Raw genomic sequence first — 19,793 nt, 5'->3', positions numbered from 1 at the left:
GTCACCCATTACCTGCCGGAGCCTTCAGCTTTTCCGGCGGAGCCTTCAGCTTTTCGGGCGCAGCGTTCAACTGATCCAGCTCCCGCCGGGCCGCCGGAATCCCCAGCACGACCGGCGCACTCGCCCGGCGCTGGCCCAGATTCCACCCGGCCCAGATCGCGCCCGCATCCAGCGCGACCACCACATCAGCCTTCTCGATCGTCGCCATCACGTCCCGGCGACTCAGCACCCGGCCCCAGTACGTCTTCCCCAGATCCTTGCTGGCCCGATTCCCCCGCAGGAACTTCACCGGCGCCGACGTCTTAATTGCCTTAGGCAACATCCGCCCAGCCACCTTCCGAGCCTTCCGCGCCCGCCAGGCCACAGCCTTCCGCACTCGCTTGATCCCAGTCGGTTTGGGTTTCGGGGCGGGTGCGGGCTGGGGTTCTGGTGCGGCTGCGGCTACTTCGGCGGCGGCAGGTGCGACCTCGGCCTCGTCGGAAACCACAGCTTCCGGCTCGGCGACCGCCTCCGGTGCGATGACCGCGTCGGGTGCGTCGTCGGTGGGGTCAGCGACAGGCTCCGGGGTGGGAGCAACTGGCATCCGGCCCGGCCCGATGAGAGTGAAGGTGTGGACCTTGTCGGCGACGGGGCCGGCAGGGGCTACCCAGCCGACGACGTCGAGGGTGATCTCGGCATTGCCGAGGTCCTCGCGGACGGTGTCGAAGTACGTGGGTGGCAACCGGCGCGTGCTGAGCAGGACGACGTTCTTCATGCCGCCACTCCCTTCACGGCCGCGGCCAGCGCTTCGATCCGCGGATCCAGCTGCAGATCACGCCGGTACGACGCACCGAACTCGCGCGCCTTCGCCCGGATCCCCTCGTCGGCCGTCCGGGCAGCGTGCGCGGCCTCGGTCAGCGCCGCCGCGATCGCCTCGGGCGTCACCTCCGACACCGGGAACCACAGTGGATGACCCCGCAGTACGTCGGACGCCGCGTTCTCCGGGTCGTGCACCGACACGACCGGCAACCCGGTCGCCAGGTACTCGAACACCTTGCCGCTCGTCACGTAGCGCCCCTTGCCGAGCATCAGCAGCTGGACGTCGAACTCGTCGTACGCCTTGGCGATCTCCGCCTTGCCGACCGGGCCCTCGTAGCTGACCCCGTCGTCGGACGCGCTGTTGATCGTGCCGAGCATGTCCGCGCGCGGCTGCGCGTAGTACCCGAGGTAGCCGTGGATCTTGGCCTTCGCGCCGGCCAGCTCCTCCGACGACGAGCGGGCGAGTTGCCAGCCCTCGACGAACTCGGCCAGCGGCACCTTCGGCGACACGGTCCCGACGTACCCGAAGACCAGCGGCCGGTCGGTCACCGGGCCACGGTCGTGGGTGTCCGGCACCAGGTCGGGGTCGAAGCCGTTGGCGACGGTGTGCATCTTCGCGGCCTGCGCCGGGTAGAGCTTCTCGTGCCACTCCTTGATCGGGTCGTTCACGAACCAGACCTCGCGCGCGGACTCGACCAGCTTCTTCTCCCACTTGGCGGCCCGGCTGTTCGGCTCGTGCAGCCGGTCACCGGTGAACACGTCCAACAGCCACGCGTCCCGGTAGTCCATCACGTACTGGACGCCGTGCTTCTTGTGCAGGTGGTACGCGGCGGTGAACGCGACGTGCGGGTTCGCGGTGGCGACCGTCAGGTCGACCTTGTGCGCCTGGTGGATGCGCTCCGCGGCCTTCTCGATGATCGAGCGCCACGGCCCGTACCCGGTCTCCGGGAACGGGATCTGGTCCTGCTTCGTGCGCCACTTGCTCCACAGCTTCGGGTTGGAGGCCCGGCGCTTGGACCACTTGCGCAGGTCGGCTTCCAGGATCGGCCACTCGAACGGGACCCGGACGACCTCGATGGACGGGTCGATCCGCTCCTCGAGGGTCAGGTCGGCGCCGGTGAACCGATGGAAGGTTTCGCGGTCGGCCGTCAGCACGGTCACCTTCCAGCCGAGCGCGGCGAACCGGTTGGCCGTGGCCAGGGCCCGGTAGACACCGCCACCTCGGCAGGGCGGATAGCCCCAGGCGACGTACAGCATGTGTGGGCGGTCGGTCATGCCCTTCCTCTCAGCAGGTTCAGGCTCTTAGCAGGTTGAGAATCGCGTCGGCCAGTTCGTCGTACGGCGTGGTCGCGGGCAGATGGTCAGCCGCCCACTGCAGCGCGTGGTCACGCAGCTTCTCCAGCTCGCCGGGATCCGCGGACCAGCGCCGCAGGGTCTCGGACGCCTCCGCCACCGACTCCACCAGGACTCCGCCACCGGACTCCTCGATCACCCTGGTCTGCCGGGGCAGGCGGGTGGACAGCACGGGAAGACCGCTGGCGAGGTACTCGTAGATCTTGGACGGCATCGCCTCCACGAACGCCGGCGTCGGCTGCAGCATCGCCAGGCTCGCCCAGGCTCCCTGGGTGAGCCGCCACGACTCGGCCGGTGGCTGGCGTCCGTGCAGCCGGACCCGGCCGGCCAGGTCGGACTGCCCGATCCGGGCTTCGAGCCGGTCCCGGTCCGACGGTGCGACCGGGCCGATCAGGTCGAGAGACCAGTCCGGGGCCGCGGCGACGGTCTCGACCATGTCGAACAATCCACGGCTGGCCCGCAGGTCCCCGACGTACACCGCGCGCGGCGAGCCGGACGGCGGCGTCGGGGCCAGGAACGGGATGTACGGCAGGTTCTGCACGACCAGCCGCTGCTTCGCCTCGTGCGGGGCGAGGTGCGAGTCGGCGACGACGGTGAGGTCGGCGCCGGCGGCCAGCTTGGAGCTGGCCCGGACGATCAGCCGGGCGGGCAGACCGGCCGGGCCCTTGGCCCAGGCGCGATCGGCGAGCAGCCGGGTGTAGTCCTCGTGCACGTCGGCGACCATCTTGCGCCGCCGGACGGTGGTGACGAACCGGGTGATCGGGATCATGTCCGGATCGACCGTCATCACCACCTTGGCGTTGGTCCGCCACGGCAGTACGGCGGTCCGCGCCAGCCGCTGGACCAGGTTGCCCCGCGGTCCGGCGTGGATCGTGGCGCCCGCGGGCCCACCGGCCGGCTCACCGAGACCCCAGAGCTCGACGCTGAGGTCCCGGTGCTGCAGCGCCGCGGTGATCTTGTGCAGGCGCGCGTCAGCGACGTCATGACCGGTCGTGATGATCCCCACGTCCGGCGCCGTGCTGCGTGACATCGTCAGAGGTCCTCGAGAGAAACGGCTTCTGCTTCGCCGACCTGCAGGAACTTCGTGTAGGCCTGGATCACCTCGTCCGGCTCGCCCCGCATCATCAGCTTGCCCTTGTGCAACCAGATGCAGTCGTTGCACATCTCGCGGACACTGCTCATCGCGTGGCTGACCAGGAACATGGTCCGGCTGTTCGTGACCAGTTCCGACATCTTGGCCGCGGCCTTGGTCTTGAACGACGCGTCACCGGCGGACAGCGCCTCGTCGATCAGCAGGATGTCCGGATCCATGTGGACGGCGACGGAGAACGCCAGCCGGCTGAACATGCCGGACGAGTACGTCCGCATCGGCATCTCCATGAAGTCGCCGAGCTCGGCGAACTCGGCGATCTCCTCGTACCGCGCCTCGATCTCCTTGCGGCTCAGACCGGCCGCGAGTCCACCCAGTACGACGTTCTCCTTGCCGGACAGCGCCGCGTTGAAGCCGACGCCCAGTGACAGCAGGGTGGAGACCCGGCCGTGCACCTCGATCCGGCCCGAGGTCGGCGGCAGGATGCCGGCGACCGCGCGCATCAGCGTCGACTTGCCGGCGCCGTTCGCGCCGATGATGCCGATGGTGGTGCCGTGGTTGACGTCGAAGGAGACGTTCTGGACGGCCTTGACCTCGCGGACCGCGCGCTCGCCGCGACCGAACCGGACGATCGCGCTCTTGAAGGTGGGTACCCGCTCGAACGTGGTCCGGTAGGTGATGGACACGTCCTGCACCTTGACCGCCGGCATACCCGACGTGCTCTTCTGCATCGGCTTCTTCTCGGTCTCAGAGACGGACAACGAACTCACGCTCCCTCGACATGAAGAACAACGAGCCCACCACGAAGGCAAGGATGGCCCAGAACCCGGCACCGGCCCACATCTGCCACTTCGGGATGTCACCGCGCACCAGGAGGTCGGTCCAGCCGCCGAGCAGCGGATACAGCGGGTTGTACTGAATGAAGCCCTTGAACTTGGGCGGGGCCTGCTCGGCGAACCAGAGCACCGGCGACATGTAGAGCCAGATCCGCACGAAGTACGGCAGGAAGCTCGTGGTGTCGCGGAAGTACACCTGCAGGGCGGCGAAGATCATGCCCATGCCGGCGGCGAAGATCGTCAGCATGATCAGGAAGGCCGGGGCCAGCAGCATCGGCCAGCGCAGCGGCTGACGCATCGCCAGGTGGATACCGAAGTACACGACCAGGGTCGGCAGGAACCGGTGGAATGCCGTCCGCACCGCGGACAGCGGCAGCAGCATCCGCGGGAACGACTGGTTCATCAGTAGCTTGCCGCCACCGACCACGCTGGCCGCACCGGCGGTCATCGCACCGGAGAAGTAGTAGAAGGCGAACAGGCCGCCACACATGTGGGCGAACCGCTCCGCGGCACCGACCTTGGAGGCACCGCCGGCGATGATGTCGGTCAGCAGGTAGTACACCAAGGCGAGCAGCAGCGGGTTCAGGACCAGCCACACCTGTCCGAAGAAGGTGTTGGTGTTGGCCGCCCGGATGTTCGTCCGGGACATCTCGGCCGCGAACTCCCGGCGCTGCCACAGTGCCTTGAAGTAAGGACGCAGCGCCGGTAGGCCGACCTTGTGCGGTTCGTACACGTGCACCGACGGGTTGAACTCCTCGTCGACGCTAGTCGCGTTCATTCAGGCGACGCCTCTCTCTGCCGGAAGTCGAGTCTCTGTGGCCGATCACCTGGGTTTCGGCGGTTGCCGCCCGGTACGACGGCGGGCCACGCAGACCGGGAAGCAGAGTAGCGGATCTGCTCACACGCCGACGACACAGTGGTCCTCCATAGTGAGCAACGACGTACAGACGGCTACCAAACGTCGCACGCCACTATGCCCACAACGCCAGAGTCGTCCTGCGCCGATCGTTACCCGGAATATACATTTGACAGCCATCGACGGCCAAAACGCCTTCCAGCGCAACGGAAACGGCGCAGCGACCATGCTCACCGTCCGCCGGGGCGAACGACAGTGCACAAGGTCAAATCGCGGTCAATTCACCAGTACGACGCTACCCGCGCCCGGGAAGTTGTCGTGACATGTCCCACCCAGCCCCACGACCCGGTCATGGGGCCGCCCGACCTGGACTGAGGAGCGTAGGGAGCGAAGCGACTGGAGCGACGAGGGAAGGGCGGGCGTAAAGCCCCATGACCGCGCCGAGCCGGAGGCGAGGCCAAAATGGCACTGTGGGACCCCAGGAGGTGCTTCCTGGCCGGGGCGAGCCGGGCGGCGGACCTGATGTCCCCGCTCCCCATGGACAGCCTCACCATCCACGGAGCTCCGCTCGGCACCTCCCGGGGCCTCACACGCGATCCAGGGACCCGTCCGCGGTGGGCGGAGGCGGAGCGGGCACGCGCCGGATCGACCGGCACGATGACCAGGGCGGCGGTCATCGCACCTTGGGCTCGTCCCCAGACGTGCTGCGATCGCCGACAGGTGCGCGCAGCAGATGTGGGGACGGGCCCGAGGCCGGCGGAAGGCAGCGCGCCCCGGCATCCCTGCAAAATTGCCAGGGCGGGTGCGCTGGGGACGGCAGCACCGATGCGAACCGCGGTACGGGGCGGAACCGGTCGCATCGGGCTCTCCTCCTCATCGGCCTCACGATGGAGATGCACAGTTTGTACACCCTCCGGCACAGCCGGTGATGGCACGGGAGTGCGAGGGCACCGATGCGCCGGGATCGAGACCCAACCGAAACGGGCTCCGCTGACGTAGCAGCGAACTCAGGCCAGAATTGGAACAGCAGCCCGGCGGCGCTCAGGTGGTCCGTCGCCGGGCTGCTGGACCTCAATTCTCGCTCACAACTGCGCGGAAATGGTGGCCAGATGGTGACACGGCACAAGAATGCTGACAGGACAACAAATATCGCTAGGCGCATTCACGACGACACGGACAGTGCGATCGGCGCTGGATCGGCCGTCTTATTCTGGAGGGACGGTTGCCGACGGTGACAGCATTCGGAAGGGAGGGGAAGTTGTGAGCACAACGGACACGGAGCGTGCCGACCATCTCAAGGTGCTCGGACTCACTGACGACGAGATCAAGGTCTACCAGCACCTGCTGCGGACCGGACCGTCGTCGATCACCGAACTGGACGAGGCGGTCCCCGATCGGTCGGCGAGCATCGATTCGACGCTCGGCGGGCTGGTCCAGGCGGGCCTGGCCCGACGGTCCGGATCGGACCGTTCCCGCTTCCTGCCGGTGCCCCCGGACGCCGGTCTGGAGGCGATGACGCTGCGGCGCGAGTCGGAGCTGAAGCAGGCCCGGATCGAGGTCCTGAACGCGTACGACGAGTTCCGCCGGACCGTGCACAACGAGTCGACCACGCACCTGATCGAAGTGGTCACCGGCAGCGCGATCATCGAGCGGATCCACCAGATCAAGGGCGGTGCGCAGCGGGAGATCCTGGCCATCGACTCCCCGCCGTACTACATCGGCGGCCCGAACCAGGAGGAGATCGAGCACCTCAAGCGCGGCATCTCGTACCGGGTCGTGTACTCGCCCGAATCGGTCGAGGTGCCCGGGTATCTGACCGAGAACATCCTCCCGTGTGTGGAGGCCGGTGAGCAGGCCCGGGTGCTGCCCGACGTACCGGCGAAGCTGACCATCATCGACGCGTCGATCGCGTTCGTGTCGATGTCGGTGCGCGACACCGATGTGAACCGGTCGCTGCTGATCATCCGGCCGAGCAGCCTGCTGACCGCGTTGATCGGCATGTTCGAGCTCTGCTGGCGCAACGCGCTGCCGCTGCATGCCTCGGTCGGCACCGAGGACGACCGGCTCGAACCGATCGAGCGCCGGCTGCTGGCCCTGCTCGCGACCGGCGCCGCGGACGACACCATCGCCCGCACGCTGGGCATCAGCCGGCGGACGTTCTTCCGCTATCTCGAGCGCCTGATGAACCGCACCGGCGCCAGCACCCGCTTCCAGCTGGCCCTGCACGCCGCCCGCGAGAACTGGTTGTAGACAAACAAAGGGCTCCCACCTGGGAGCCCTTTGTTTGTTGGGAGATTCAGGCCTTGGCGGCGGTGAACTCCTTGGCGACGACCTCGGCGATCTGGGCCGTGTTCAGGGCCGCACCCTTGCGCAGGTTGTCGCCACAGACGAACAGCTCGAGCGCGTTCGGGTCGTCCAGCGACTTGCGGATCCGGCCGACCCAGGTCGGGTCGGTGCCGACCACGTCGGCCGGGGTCGGGAACTCACCTTCGGCCGGGTTGTCGAACAGCAGCACGCCCGGGGCGTCCCGCAGTACCTCCCGGGCGCCGTCGGCGTCCACCTCCTGGACGAACCGCGCGTGCACCGACAGCGAGTGCGTGGTGATGACCGGGACGCGGACACAGGTCGCGGAGACCTTCAGATCCGGCAGCCCGAGGATCTTGCGCGACTCGTTGCGGACCTTCAGCTCCTCCGACGACCAGCCGCCGTCCTTCAGCGAGCCGGCCCACGGTACGACGTTCAGCGCCAGCGGGGCCGGGAACGGGCCGAGATCGTTGCCGATCACCCGGCGGACGTCGCCCGGCGTGGTGCCGAGGTCGCGATTGCCGGCCACCTTCGTCAGCTGGTCGTAGAGCGCGTCGATGCCGTCCTGGCCCGCCCCGGAGGCGGCCTGGTACGACGCGACCACGAGCTGCTCGAGCTCGTAGCGGTGGTGCAGCGCACCCATCGCGACGATCATCGACAGCGTCGTGCAGTTGGGGTTGGAGATGATCCCCTTCGGCCGGTTCCGGGCCGCTTCGGCGTTCACCTCGGGCACCACCAGCGGGACGTCCGGGTCCATCCGGAACGCGCCGGAGTTGTCCACCACGACGGCGCCCTTGGCGGCCGCGATCGGCGCCCAGTGCGCGGACACGTCGTCCGGTACGTCGAACATCGCCACGTCGACGCCGTCGAAGGCGTCCTCGCTGATCGCGACGACTTCGACCTCCTCGCCGCGGACCTTCAGCCGTTTGCCCGCGGAGCGCTCGGACGCGATCAGCCGGATCTCTCCCCAGACGTTCTCCCGGGTCGAGAGCAGGGCCAGCATCACCGACCCGACGGCGCCGGTCGCCCCGACCACCGCCAGCGAGGGCAGGCCCGCCCGGTCTTCGGTCTCGTGATCCAAAGCGCTCACAGGTGTCACCGTCCAGTTCCTCCGTACACGACAGCTTGGGTGTGCTCGTCGTCCAGGTCGAATGCAGTGTGCGCCGCTGTGACGGCTGCGTCTACAAGGTTCTCGTCGATCACCACCGAGATCCTGATCTCCGACGTCGAGATCATCTCGATGTTCACGCCTGCGTCGGCGAGCGCGGAGAAGAATTTCGCCGACACGCCCGGGTGCGAGCGCATGCCGACGCCGATCACCGACACCTTGCCGATCTGGTCGTCGTACAGCAACTGCTCGTAGCCCACTTCGTCCTTCATCCGGGCCAGCGCGGACATCGCCCGGGCGCCGTCGGCGCGGGGCAGCGTGAACGAGATGTCGGTGCGGTTGGTGGCCACGGCCGACACGTTCTGCACGATCATGTCGATGTTGGTCTCGGCGCCGGCGACCGTCTCGAAGATCCGGGCGGCCTCACCCGGCTTGTCGGGCACGCCGACCACGGTGATCTTGGCCTCGCCGCGGTCGTGGGCAACGCCGGAGATGATCGCCTGTTCCATCTGATCCAGTTCCTTCGCATCGACGACCCAGGTGCCTTCCTTCTGCGAGAAGGAGGAGCGCACATGGACAGGGACGTTGTAGCGCCGCGCGTACTCGACGCAACGCAGGTGCAGCACCTTGGCGCCGCAGGCAGCCATCTCGAGCATCTCTTCGTAGGAGATCTTCGGGATCTGCCTCGCGGCCGGCACGATCCGCGGGTCCGCGGTGAAGATGCCGTCCACGTCGGTGTAGATCTCGCAGTAGTCGGCCTCCAGCGCGGCGGCCAGCGCGACCGCGGTGGTGTCGGAGGCGCCGCGGCCCATCGTGGTGATGTCCTTGGTGTCCTGGGCGACGCCCTGGAAACCGGCCACGATCGCGATGTGGCCCTCGCCCAGCGCCCCCTCGATCCGGCCCGGCGTGATGTCGATGATGCGCGCGTTGCCGTGCGCGGACGTGGTGATCACGCCGGCCTGCGAGCCGGTGAAGCTTCGCGCCTCGTAGCCCAGGTTCGCGATCGCCATCGCCAGCAGCGCGGCGGAGATCCGCTCACCCGAGGTGAGCAGCATGTCCAGCTCGCGCGGCGGGGGCAGCGGAGAGACCTGCTGGGCCAGGTCCATCAATTCGTCGGTGGTGTCGCCCATGGCGGAGATGACCACCACCACGTCGTTCCCGGCCTTCTTCGTCGCGACGATCCGTTGGGCCACGCGCTTGATGCCATCGGCGTCGGCGACCGAAGAACCGCCGTACTTGTGTACGACGCGTCCCACAGCTGACTCTCCTCAAACCACTGGTTGCGGTACGCCGTGCGGCGTTGCACCAGGCGTAGTCGTTTCCGGGTCATTCTAGCCGTGACCTGCTCGTTGCCTACCGGCTGACCAGCACCTGGGCGCACAGCACTTGCTACCTTCCCCAACCCACCGCCCCGGTCGTCCGGCCGATCCGGACGCCGCCGGAAGGTTCCACGGCGACGCTCCGTACGGGCCGGAAACCGTCCGGCCGGACAAGGCTCTTGTTCATATAAGTCATCACTGAAATACTGTGGCCGTGCACGCGTTCGACATTCTCGGCGACCCGGTCCGGCGCCGGATCCTGGAGTTGCTGGCCGACGGCGAGTTGCCGGCCGGCAGTATCGCGGCGGCGATCGGCGACGAGTTCGGCATCAGCCAGCCGGCCGTCTCCCAGCATCTGCGGGTGCTGCGCGACAACGGGTTCGCGACCGTCACCGTGGACGGCACCCGGCGGCTGTACGCCGTCGACCCCGGCCCCCTGCGCGAGATCGACACCTGGCTGGACCGGTATCGCAAGTTCTGGATCAACCGCCTGGACGCCCTGGAGACCGAGATCCATCGCGGCCGCCGGAAGAATTCCGTCGACTGACGTGTCGATCCGGCCACCGGCCGGTCGACGCCTCGGTGAAAGGCAACCCATCACCGAGGAGTCACCATGCGCAACATCATCGCCGGACTGTTCATCTCGCTCGACGGAGTCGCCGAGGCGCCGGGCACCTGGCATTTCCCGTACTTCAACGACGAGATGGGCGGCGCGGTCGAGGCGATCTGGTCGCGGTCCGACACCATGCTGCTGGGACGCAAGTCGTGGCAGGAGTTCGCGTCGTACTGGCCTGAGCACCCGGAGGCCGACGGCGCCGACGTGATGAACGGCACACCGAAGCTGGTCGTCTCGAACACACTTGACCAGGTCGACGCCTGGCAGAACTCGTCACTCCTGAAGGGCGACCCGATCGAGGCCCTGACCGAGCTGAAGCAGGGACCGGGCCGCGACATCAGCATCAGCGGCAGCCTGACGCTGACCCGCTCGCTGCTGCGCGCCAAGCTGATCGACGAACTGCACCTGCTGATCCATCCGATCGCGCTCGGTTCCGGCGCCCGCCTGTTCGACGGCGGCGACCACATCCCGCTCGAACTGGTTTCCTGTACGCCGTTTTCCACCGGCGTGCTGCACACCGTGTACCGATCGGCCTAAACATTCGGCGCCGCCGCTGCATCTGAGTTGGTAAGGAGACTCAGAGGAGCGGTAGAGATGCGCAACATCGTGGCCCGACTGTGCATGTCGGAGGACGGCATCGTCGACCGGCCGGAGCAATGGCTCCCCGACGCCGGCCAGGCGCTCGACCAATTGGTGACCGGTGCGGAAACGGTCCTGCTCGGCCGGAAGACGTTCGAGCAGTACGCCGGTTCCGTCACCGGGCTGGATCTCGCGCGCAAGCTCGTCATCGCGTCCCGGCCGGTGCTTGCGCGGCGGGACACCGAAGTACTGCAAGGTGATCCGCGCCGGGTGCTGACGGCACTGAAGGGGGTGCCCGGCGACGACCTTCATGTCGTCGGCAGTCTGGCGCTGGTCCGTTCGCTGCTGCGATGGAGGTTGATCGACGAGGTGTCGCTCCTGATCCACCCGGTGGCCGCGGGCCGCGGCACGTTGCTGGATCGCCGTACCCTGCGGCTGATCTCGATGTGCGCGCGCGATGGCGGCGTACTGGAGGCCAGCTACCGCGTGCTCTACGCGGCGACCGCGGCGCCTTCGAGGTCGGCGGACTCGGCCGGGCGATGGGGCGGCACGCGCAGCACGGACAGCGTCGCGACGAGCGCGATGCCGGCCATCAGGACCCACGCGTAGCGAACCCCGAACGACTCGACCAACGCGCCGGCGATCGCGGAGCCGGCCGCCGAGCCGATCATCCCGCCACTCAGCATCCAGCCGAAGATCTCCGTCCGGGCGGAGGCCGGCGTCAACCCGCCGAGCCGCTCGTAGATCGCGCCGACCGTCGGCGCGATCAGAGCGCCGGCCGCGAACATCATCACCGACAGCGCCACGACGGACGAGGTGGCGAAGACGCAGCCGACGACCAGGACCGTCATCGCGAGCATCCGTCGCCAGACGTGCGACTCGCGCCGCCCGGGCAGCGCGCCGCCGACGAGACCGCCGGTCAGACTGCCGAGCGCGGCCACCATCTCGAGTACGCCGGCGATCAGCCGGTTGCCGTGCTCGTCGGCGAACGCGACGATGCCGAGCGACATCGCCGCGAAACCCGTGACCATGCAGGCGAAAGCGAACAGAAGCGCGAACCGATGCCGATGGATGAGCAACTCGCGCACGGTCGGCCGGACACTGCCGTCCTCCTCGTGGATCGCCCGCGGCTGCTGCTTGAGACCGAACCACCAGATCGCCCCGGCCGCGGTCGCGGCACAGCCGAGCAGACCTGCCCGCGGGCTGGCGAAGCTGACCACCAGCGCGCCGAGCATCGGACCGATGACGAAGAGGAGTTCTTGGGCGGTCGCGTCCAGCGCATAGATCGCCCGCAACCGCGCACCGTGTACAAGACGCGGCCAGCTCGCCCGCAGCGCCGACGTCACCGGCGCGACGAACATTCCGGCCAGCGCGGCCGCCAGGGGCAGCACCCGATACCAGCTGTCCGGCAGCATGGCGACGACCGCCATCAACACGCCCCACGTCATCCCGGTGGCGATCAGGACCCTACGTGCGCCTCGACGATCCGCGCGCCGCGACCACACCACGCTTGCGACCGCCATACCGACCGAATAGCCACCGGCCACCACACCGGCCCAGCCGAAGTTGCCGGCCGCATCCTTCGCCAGGAACGACAGCGGCACCATCGTCGCCATCACCGGCAGCCGCGCGATCAGAGCCGAAGCCAACAGCGCCATCACACCGTGGGTCTTCCAGAGATCGCGGTACGACGTCAGGTCCATGGGCTGCATTCTGTCCTGACAGCGCCGGCCGCTGCCTCGGGATTTCTCCCTATCTTGTTGTCGGCGACGTATGCGAACATGTGTTCGTGTCCGAATCCCGCGGGGCGACCATCCTGCATGCCGACCTGGACGCGTTCTACGCCTCGGTCGAGCAGCGGGACGACCCACGCCTGCGCGGCCGCCCGGTCATCGTCGGCGCCGGCGTCGTCCTCGCCTGCAGCTACGAGGCCAAGGCGTACGGCGTCCGCACCGCGATGAACGGTGGACAGGCATTGCGCCGCTGCCCCGGCGCGATCGTGGTGGACCCGCGGATGTCGGCGTACTCGGAGGCCAGCAAAGCCGTGTTCAAGGTCTTCGAGGAGACCACGCCGCTGGTCGAGGGATTGTCGATCGACGAGGCGTTCCTCGACGTCGGCGGGTTGCGGAAGATCTCCGGGACGCCATTGGAGATCGCCCAGCGGTTGCGCACCGACGTGCTGTCGAAGGTCGGGCTGCCGATCACGGTCGGGGTGGCGCGGACGAAGTTCCTGGCCAAGGTCGCCAGCGGGGTCGCGAAGCCGGACGGGTTGCTCGAGGTGCAGCCCGAGCGGGAGCTGGAGTTCCTGCATCCGCTGAATGTCGAGCGTCTGTGGGGCGTGGGCGAGGTGACCGCGGAGAAGCTGCGCAGCCGGGGGCTCACCAAGGTCGGTGATGTCGCGATGCTGCCCGAGGCCGCGCTGGTCGCGATGCTCGGGCGGGCTTCCGGGCGGCACCTGCACGCGCTGGCACACAACCGGGATCCCCGGCCGATCGAGGTCGGCCGTCGTCGGCGGTCGATCGGTTCGCAACGAGCCCTCGGCCGTTCACCCAAGTCGCCGGCCACCCTCGACGCCGTACTGGCCGGCCTGGTCGATCGGGTGACGCGCCGGATGCGCACGGCGGGGCGGTCCGGTCGGACCGTCACGTTGCGGCTGCGCTTCGACGACTTCAGCCGGGCGACCCGGTCCCATACGTTGCCGCAGGCAACAGATCAGACGCGGGCGATCCTGATCACCGCGCGGGCGCTGCTGACCACCGCCGGGCCACTCATCGCGGCACAGGGGATCACGATGATCGGCATCTCCGTCGGCAACCTGGAGAACGAGGCGGCACAGCAGCTCGCGCTGCCCTTCGACAAGGCGGCGAACGACGAGCTGGACACGGCCATGGATCGGGTGAAGGACAAGTTCGGCACGAATGCGATCACCCGTGGGATCCTGCTCGGCCGCGACCAGGGACTGATGGTGCCGATGCTGCCCGACTAGGTTCCTCGTCCGAGTAGGTTCTTTGTGCGGCTAGGTTGCTTGCCCGGCTAGTCGAGCCGCAGCTCCAGGGTCAGCTCGTCGCGCAACGGGATGTCGTACGCACCCGTCAGCGGGATGGACGGTTTGAGCTTGCGCGATGCGTCCATCGCGTCCGGAGTGACGCCGACGATCCGCAGCCCACGTCGCTGGTAGAACCGCAGCGCGTCGAGGTTGTCGTTCGTGGTGATCAGCCACAGCCGGCGGGCGCCCGCTTCCCGGGCAACTTCCGTCGCGGCCGCCAGCAAGGCGCTGCCCGCACCCAGGTGTCGCACTGGGGCGTCGATGGTGACGACCTCCAGCTCGCCGTCCGCCAGCGTGTAGGTGAGCAGACCCACGATCCGGTCGTCCTGCTCGGCCACCAACGCCGGCAGCGTCGCGGCGTCATACGCGACTCCGTGGGCGACAGCGATCGTGCCGCCCCACGCGGCGGTCAGGATGTCGACGATGGCCGCGCGATCCGCGCCCGTGGCAGCTCGTACCTTCATGTCGGTCAACGCTAGCGCCTCGCCAAGAAACGTCGAGGTCGTCACCGCACGCGCCTTCCGCCCCGGGCAATGTCAGGGGAGAACCTCGCAGCTGCACCCTTCTACGTGCCGCATTCGCGGGGTGAAGGGACCAGATCAGGGGTGAACCCCGCACCTGGCCGCCGGGGCGGGCTTCGGGGTGATGGTCGCTCCGAATTACCTCGCCAACCTTGCTTGACGCGGCATTAGTACGAGTTGTCGTGCAGGCGGCCGGCGTACCAGTTGAGGGCGGCGCGGAGTTCGTCGACCTGGCGGATGCGGCGGTTGACGGTGGCGCCGTGGGCGATCGGGTAGATCCTGATGCCGCCGTGGTGCCGTCGCTTCGGCGCCGGCAGCGTGGATTGGTACGGCGCTTCGAGCCACGCGATCAGCCAGGGATGTCGGACGTCACCGCCGACGCGGAGCCGGGTGACGCCGTCCCAGGGGATCATCCCTTGCTTGTAGCCGCGTTCGACCCTCAATCCCTGTGGGGACAGGCGAAGGACGACGCGACGGCGCAGGACGAGGCGCCAACTGCGGATGGCGAAGTACAGGAAGATCAGGTCGACGATTCCGAAGAATGCGGTGGTTGCCGGGTGCTGGGCTTGCATCTGCGGGTCGCGCTGGATGAAGGCGAGGAAGAGGACGGTGGTGATGCCTGCGATGATCGCCGGCCGCGTCCGGCTGGTAGTGAAGGCAGCGCCCGTCGGTGGTGCCGGCCGCGGTTGCAGGGGTTGCGGTTGTGCGAGGAGGAGTTTGGTCGGCGGCAGCGGGTAGGGGATCGTCTCGGCGGGTGGGCTGAGGAGAGCTGTGCTCGCGGATGATCCGAGCACCTGGAGTAGTTCTTCTGGCGTCGGCCGATGCGAGGGATCGCGTGCGAGACATCGGCGTACGACGTCCTGCAGTGGATTGGGGAGCGGCGGGATGTGTGGTTGCTCGTGGACGACTCGATGCAGCAGGGATGCGGGATTCCCGTGCGCGAATGGACCACGTCCGCTGGCGGCGAACACCAGCACAGCCCCGAGCGCGAACACGTCGCTTGGCGGGCCGATCGCCGTACCGGTGATCTGCTCCGGCGACAGGTAGCCTGGCGTACCGACCACCACGCCGGTCGCGGTCAGGCTCGCTTCCTCCAGTGCGCGGGCGATGCCGAAGTCGATCACCCGCGGACCGTTGTCGGTCAGGACGATGTTCGACGGCTTGAGATCGCGGTGGATGAGGCCGCTGGCATGGATCGCCATCAGCGCCTCGGCGAGGCCGCCCGCAAGCGATTGCACCCCACCGGGCGTCAACGGGCCGGACGTGTCGATCGCCTTCTGCAGCGTCGGTCCGGGCAGGTACTCCGTGGCCAGCCAGGGATGCTCCGCGTCCGGATCGGCGTCGACGACCGCGGCCGTGAATGCACCACCGACCTTCCGCGGCGCCTCGATCTCGCGGGCGAACCGGGCCCGGAAGGCCGCGTCACCGGCCAGTTCGTCACGGACCACCTTCACCGCGACCAGCCGCCCACCGGGCGAGCGCGCGAGGTAGACCGCACCCATCGCACCACGACCGAGCCGGCCCTGGATCGTGAACGACCCGATCACCGCCGGATCCTCTACGTGCGTCATCGGGCGACACGCTAACGCGCTTCAGGACCGCGGGTAACCGATCTCGGCGATCCCCTCGGTGAGATCGGCCAACCGGCGCCTCGGGTTGAGCGAGGTCACGACGAACTCGGTCAGCGGCATCAAGGCGTACGCGTGCCGGATCGACTCGAGGTCGAGGGCAACCTCGTAGTAGTCCTCCGCGAACGTCAGGTACGCCTCCGGCCGGCCGTCGGCGATCACCTCGAACAGCCAGTCGGCACCGTCCTTGTCGGCGTTCTCTACCGGACCGCAGCGCCACGCGGAGTCGTCCGTCGTACGCCAGAAACACACCGTCGCCCTCGGCACATCGTCACGGAACGCGGGCTCGTCGCGCGCTGCCTGAAAGACCTCCGGGACGCCGTCGAGCAGTCCGGGCCAGGTCCGCATGCCGTTCACCCACGGCGACATCGGCGACTCGTGGTCGAACCCGTACGCGAACACGCCGGCGGGCGAGAACACGATCGAGTACTCGTTGCCGGACCCGTCCCGCATCAGCGCGGCTTCCTCGGTCTCCGACCAGCGCGCGTCGAACGAGAAGAAGTTCAGCAGGTCGTCGTCGTCATTGAGGATCAGATCCAGAACCGCGAGCGCACGACTGATCCGCCGTACCGTCGGCGGATCGGGCAGCCGCCGGATCAGGTCATGGACAGCCATCGCCCTCCTCCGAGCGTTAGAACCCACTCGTACGGCACTGCCAGGACGAGCAGAACCAGCGTCGCGGTCACCGCGACCACGATCGGTCGGGTTGGCGTGGTTGTGAAGGTAGCGCCGACTTCTAGGTCCAACGGTTGCTGCACCCCAGACCTCCTGACCGGATCGGATCCTCACCGTAGTGGCTGAGGCACCCCTCGCGGGGTCCGGTCGGAGGCGGCCTGTGGATAACTTCAGCGGCGCTGGACGGCTTCCTCCGCGACCTCGACCAGCTCGCGATCGGTGGCCTCGGTCTCGGCGTCGTGGGCCGGCTCCAGCCGGTCGTGCGCGATCAGCGACTGGATCGCCCGCAGTACGGCGCTCGCCGCGGCACCCCACGTGGACACGTACGAGAACTGCCACCACCACAGCGCCTCGACGATCCGGCCTTCCTCGTAGTGCGCGAGGCCATGCACGAGGTCGGTCGCGATCGCGGTGAGGTCGTCGGACAGCCGGTTGACGGTGATCTCGGGCGGCGCAGCGTACGGGTCGAAGACCTCGGCGTACTCGTCCAGGCCCTCGAACAGCACCGCGAGCCGGTCCCGCATCGCGTCCAGATCCGGATCCGGTCCTGCGTCGCTCTCGAACCGCTCCTCCGGGACGAAGTCCTCGAACGCGCCGAGCCGGCCACCCGCGAGCAGCAGCTGGCTCACCTCGAGCAGCAGGTACGGCAGCGAGGCGAGGCCCTCGTCCACGCCGTCCTCGTCCGGCTGCGCGGCGATGTCGCGCACCGAGATCAGGAAGCTCTGCACCTGGTCGGCGATCTGTTCGGCGAACTCGGTGAGGTCCTCGGAGTCCGTGCGCAGTGCGCGCTCTGCAATATCGGTTGAATCAGTCATCTATCGATCGTCGCCCTTCAAACGCCCGTCCGAGTGTGACCTCATCCGCGTACTCGAGGTCACCGCCTACTGGAAGTCCACTAGCCAAACGGGTGACGCGCAACCCCATGGGCCGCAGCAGACGGCTCAGGTAGGTGGCCGTCGCCTCACCCTCGAGGTTCGGGTCGGTGGCCAGGATGATCTCGGTGACCTCACCGCTGGCCAGCCGCACCATCAGTTCCTTGATCCGCAGCTCGTCCGGTCCGATCCCCTCGATCGGCGAGATCGCCCCGCCGAGCACGTGGTACCGGCCGCGGAATTCGCGGGTCCGCTCGATCGCGACCACGTCCTTGGCCTCTTCGACCACGCAGATCAGGCTCAGGTCGCGGCGCGGGTCACGGCAGATCCGGCACTGCACTTCCTCCGCGACGTTGCCGCAGATCTCGCAGAACTTGACCCGCTCCTTGACCTGCACGAGCACATGCGCGAGCCGGCGTACGTCGGTCTCGTCGGCGGCGAGCAGGTGGAACGCGATCCGCTGGGCGGACTTCGGACCGACTCCGGGCAATCGGCCGAGCTCGTCGATCAGATCCTGAACGGCCCCCTCGTACACGTCAGCCCGGGTTCTGACCGGACGGGCCGGTCCCACTGCCCGGGTTCGTGAACCCGACGCTGCCGCTGGTGCCCTGGTTGCCGGGCTTGTCGTCACCCTGCTCCACCGCGGGAGCCGACGTACCGGGCAGGCTGAAACCGGCCGGACCACCGGCGCCGGGAACATCCGCTCCGCCGCCGAACCCGGGCAGCCCACCGGCCAGCGGGCCCATCGCCCGCGCCGCGGCTTCCTTCGCGTTCTCCGAGGCGTCGCGCACCGCGGCGACGATCAGATCGGCCAGCGTCTCGGTGTCGTCGGGGTCGACGGCCTCGGGCTTGATGTTCAGGCTGAGCAGCTCACCCGTACCCGACACCAGCGCGGTCACCAGCCCACCGCCGGCGGAGCCCTCGATCTCCTGGCTCTCCAGGTCGGCCTGAGCCTCCATCAACTGGTTCTGCATCGCCTGCGCTTGCGCGAGCAGGTTGGACATGTCGAAGCCCCCAGCACCGCCACCGTCGAACACCGCGATCTCCTCGTCCCAACCGCTCCGTGTCTAGCCCGAGCCTCAACACTAGCCGGTCGCCCCGACAACCCCACGATCCCCCAGAAACCGACCAGTCTCCCCAACTTTTCCACACCCCTGTGGACACCCCCAATCCACACCCCGTGATTCCTGTGCACACCCACCGCAACCACCCACACCCCCAGCCCCACCCCTGTGGAAAACCTCCGCCCAGCGACCCACCTCTCTCCGGCGCCCCCACAGCGGGCTTGGCACAGCACGACGCCGGGCGGTTGGTGCTGCGCGCGCGACCCTAGCGTCAAACCAGCGAGGTCGACGCCCGAGAACCTAACCGTCCTCCACCGGCCACGACGACGTACCGAGCCCCGACACCGGCCGGTGGGTGCCCGGTGGCCAGCGGGCTTTGCGATCGGCCGGTGGGCGTTTGCGGTTAGCCAGTTGGCGGGTGATTGTGGCTGATGGTCAGTTGGGCTCTTCGGTGATGATTTGGGCGCCTAGGGTCTCGCGCAGGAGGTCTGTGTGCGTGCGGGAGTCTTCTTCCAGCACCACGTCGTCCTCGCCGATCGCGTCCGCTTCCTCCTCCGGAGTCAGCGGCACCACCGGAGCGGCCGGCGCAGCAGCCGCCCGCCGCGCCTGCTCAGCCGCAACCGCCGCCTCTGCAGCGCGCCGCTTACTCGCCGCCTGCTCACGCCGATCGCCCCCAGACCCGCCAGCCGACCCACCGGACTGCCTGGTGGTCGCGGCCGACTGCCCAGCTCCCGGAGCCCGCGTCCCGGGCCCGTCTGCGCGAGCGGCTCGCGGACCCTGCCGCGACACCGGTACGTCGTCCCACGGATCAGGCTCCGGCGGTACGTCGTCATACTCCGGATCCGGCGGCTCCTGGAGGGCAACCGCCGCACCTGCGCTATCACCCCACTGCCCAGCCCCTGCGGCCCCGCCCGCGCCAGCCTGCCCGGCGTTGCGTCCCGGGTTCACCGACGACTGACCACCGCCCGGCTGGTCCCCAGCCCCGCCTACAGCGCCCCCACCCGCACCAGGCGTCGCCGCCACACCAGTACCCCACGCACCGGTCCGAGCCTCCGGGCCAGCGGAACCCACACCACCCGACGCCGATCCCGCGGCCGCAACCCCGCCAGCCGCGGTACCACCACCGCC

General features: G+C 68.5%; 18 protein-coding genes and 1 pseudogene. 5 read left to right on the top strand and 14 right to left on the bottom strand.

Going from position 1 to position 19,793, the window contains the following annotated elements:
• Position 1: 1 nt before the first annotated feature.
• The 5 genes from OG555_RS15575 to OG555_RS15555 are packed head-to-tail and all read right to left on the bottom strand — an operon-like array spanning position 2 to position 4,855.
• Entirely contained in the window at positions 2 to 754 is a 753-nt protein-coding gene (locus OG555_RS15575) for a hypothetical protein (protein WP_329483601.1), read from the bottom strand.
• Positions 751 to 2,073, bottom strand: a complete 1,323-nt coding sequence (locus OG555_RS15570; protein ID WP_329483600.1) for a glycosyltransferase — start codon at positions 2,071 to 2,073, stop codon at positions 751 to 753. Before OG555_RS15570 ends, OG555_RS15575 begins: the two co-directional genes overlap by 4 nt.
• 19 nt (positions 2,074 to 2,092) lie before the next feature.
• Entirely contained in the window at positions 2,093 to 3,181 is a 1,089-nt protein-coding gene (locus OG555_RS15565) for a glycosyltransferase (RefSeq protein ID WP_329483598.1), read from the bottom strand.
• Positions 3,182 to 3,183: 2 nt separating this feature from the next.
• The gene (locus tag OG555_RS15560) at positions 3,184 to 4,002 is read right to left on the bottom strand and encodes an ABC transporter ATP-binding protein (RefSeq protein WP_329483597.1); all 819 of its coding nucleotides are present in this window, start codon (positions 4,000 to 4,002) and stop codon (positions 3,184 to 3,186) included.
• Positions 3,989 to 4,855 (bottom strand): ABC transporter permease, encoded by an 867-nt coding sequence (locus OG555_RS15555; RefSeq protein ID WP_329483596.1) that lies wholly within the window; start codon positions 4,853 to 4,855, stop codon positions 3,989 to 3,991. The genes OG555_RS15560 and OG555_RS15555 overlap by 14 nt, the downstream gene beginning before the upstream one ends.
• A gap of 1,338 nt (positions 4,856 to 6,193) precedes the next feature.
• Between OG555_RS15555 and OG555_RS15550 the strand changes: the two genes are divergently transcribed.
• Entirely contained in the window at positions 6,194 to 7,183 is a 990-nt protein-coding gene (locus OG555_RS15550; RefSeq protein WP_329483595.1) for a helix-turn-helix domain-containing protein, read from the top strand.
• 46 nt (positions 7,184 to 7,229) lie between these two features.
• On the opposite strand, the gene OG555_RS15545 is transcribed toward OG555_RS15550, so the two are convergent.
• Positions 7,230 to 8,327, bottom strand: a complete 1,098-nt coding sequence (locus tag OG555_RS15545) for an aspartate-semialdehyde dehydrogenase (RefSeq protein WP_329483593.1) — start codon at positions 8,325 to 8,327, stop codon at positions 7,230 to 7,232.
• A 5-nt stretch (positions 8,328 to 8,332) separates the two neighbouring features.
• The gene (locus OG555_RS15540) at positions 8,333 to 9,601 is read right to left on the bottom strand and encodes an aspartate kinase (RefSeq protein WP_329483592.1); all 1,269 of its coding nucleotides are present in this window, start codon (positions 9,599 to 9,601) and stop codon (positions 8,333 to 8,335) included.
• A gap of 277 nt (positions 9,602 to 9,878) precedes the next feature.
• On the opposite strand from OG555_RS15540, the gene OG555_RS15535 reads away from it, so the two are divergent.
• The 3 genes from OG555_RS15535 (at position 9,879) to OG555_RS15525 (ending at position 11,468) form a co-directional block, all read left to right on the top strand.
• On the top strand, positions 9,879 to 10,211 hold the full coding sequence (locus OG555_RS15535) for an ArsR/SmtB family transcription factor (protein WP_328525290.1): 333 nt from the start codon (positions 9,879 to 9,881) through the stop codon (positions 10,209 to 10,211).
• A 66-nt stretch (positions 10,212 to 10,277) separates the two neighbouring features.
• Complete coding sequence (locus OG555_RS15530) at positions 10,278 to 10,817, top strand: dihydrofolate reductase family protein (RefSeq protein ID WP_329483591.1); 540 nt, start codon at positions 10,278 to 10,280, stop codon at positions 10,815 to 10,817.
• Positions 10,818 to 10,874: 57 nt separating this feature from the next.
• Entirely contained in the window at positions 10,875 to 11,468 is a 594-nt protein-coding gene (locus OG555_RS15525) for a dihydrofolate reductase family protein (protein WP_329483590.1), read from the top strand.
• On the opposite strand, the gene OG555_RS15520 is transcribed toward OG555_RS15525, so the two are convergent.
• A complete protein-coding gene (locus tag OG555_RS15520) occupies positions 11,351 to 12,562 on the bottom strand; it encodes an MFS transporter (protein WP_329483589.1) in 1,212 nt (403 codons plus the stop codon). The two genes, OG555_RS15525 and OG555_RS15520, sit on opposite strands and share 118 nt — an antisense overlap.
• Before the next feature lie 86 nt (positions 12,563 to 12,648).
• On the opposite strand from OG555_RS15520, the gene dinB reads away from it, so the two are divergent.
• On the top strand, positions 12,649 to 13,845 hold the full coding sequence (gene dinB / locus OG555_RS15515) for a DNA polymerase IV (RefSeq protein WP_329483588.1): 1,197 nt from the start codon (positions 12,649 to 12,651) through the stop codon (positions 13,843 to 13,845).
• A 47-nt stretch (positions 13,846 to 13,892) separates the two neighbouring features.
• On the opposite strand, the gene OG555_RS15510 is transcribed toward dinB, so the two are convergent.
• The 6 genes and pseudogenes from OG555_RS15510 to OG555_RS42840 form a co-directional block, all read right to left on the bottom strand.
• A complete protein-coding gene (locus OG555_RS15510) occupies positions 13,893 to 14,369 on the bottom strand; it encodes a GNAT family N-acetyltransferase (protein WP_329483587.1) in 477 nt (158 codons plus the stop codon).
• Positions 14,370 to 14,593: 224 nt separating this feature from the next.
• Entirely contained in the window at positions 14,594 to 15,997 is a 1,404-nt protein-coding gene (locus OG555_RS15505) for a serine/threonine-protein kinase (RefSeq protein WP_329483586.1), read from the bottom strand.
• Between the two features lie 21 nt (positions 15,998 to 16,018).
• Positions 16,019 to 16,669: a hypothetical protein gene (locus tag OG555_RS15500; protein ID WP_329483585.1), complete on the bottom strand. Its 651-nt coding sequence runs from the start codon at positions 16,667 to 16,669 to the stop codon at positions 16,019 to 16,021.
• A gap of 230 nt (positions 16,670 to 16,899) precedes the next feature.
• Positions 16,900 to 17,544 carry a DUF5063 domain-containing protein gene (locus OG555_RS15495; protein WP_328525282.1) on the bottom strand — a complete coding sequence of 215 codons (645 nt, stop codon included), beginning with the start codon at positions 17,542 to 17,544 and terminating at the stop codon, positions 16,900 to 16,902.
• Positions 17,537 to 18,136, bottom strand: a complete 600-nt coding sequence (recR, locus tag OG555_RS15490; RefSeq protein WP_329483584.1) for a recombination mediator RecR — start codon at positions 18,134 to 18,136, stop codon at positions 17,537 to 17,539. Before recR ends, OG555_RS15495 begins: the two co-directional genes overlap by 8 nt.
• A 229-nt stretch (positions 18,137 to 18,365) precedes the next feature.
• A pseudogene (locus OG555_RS42840) lies at positions 18,366 to 18,605 on the bottom strand (YbaB/EbfC family nucleoid-associated protein); the annotation flags it as partial.
• Positions 18,606 to 19,793: the final 1,188 nt, after the last annotated feature.

Source organism: Kribbella sp. NBC_01484, from assembly GCF_036227145.1.
Taxonomy (GTDB): Bacteria; Actinomycetota; Actinomycetes; order Propionibacteriales; family Kribbellaceae; genus Kribbella.
The sequence above is the reverse complement of the archived record's forward strand: the minus strand, read 5'-3'. Positions and strand labels throughout refer to the sequence as shown.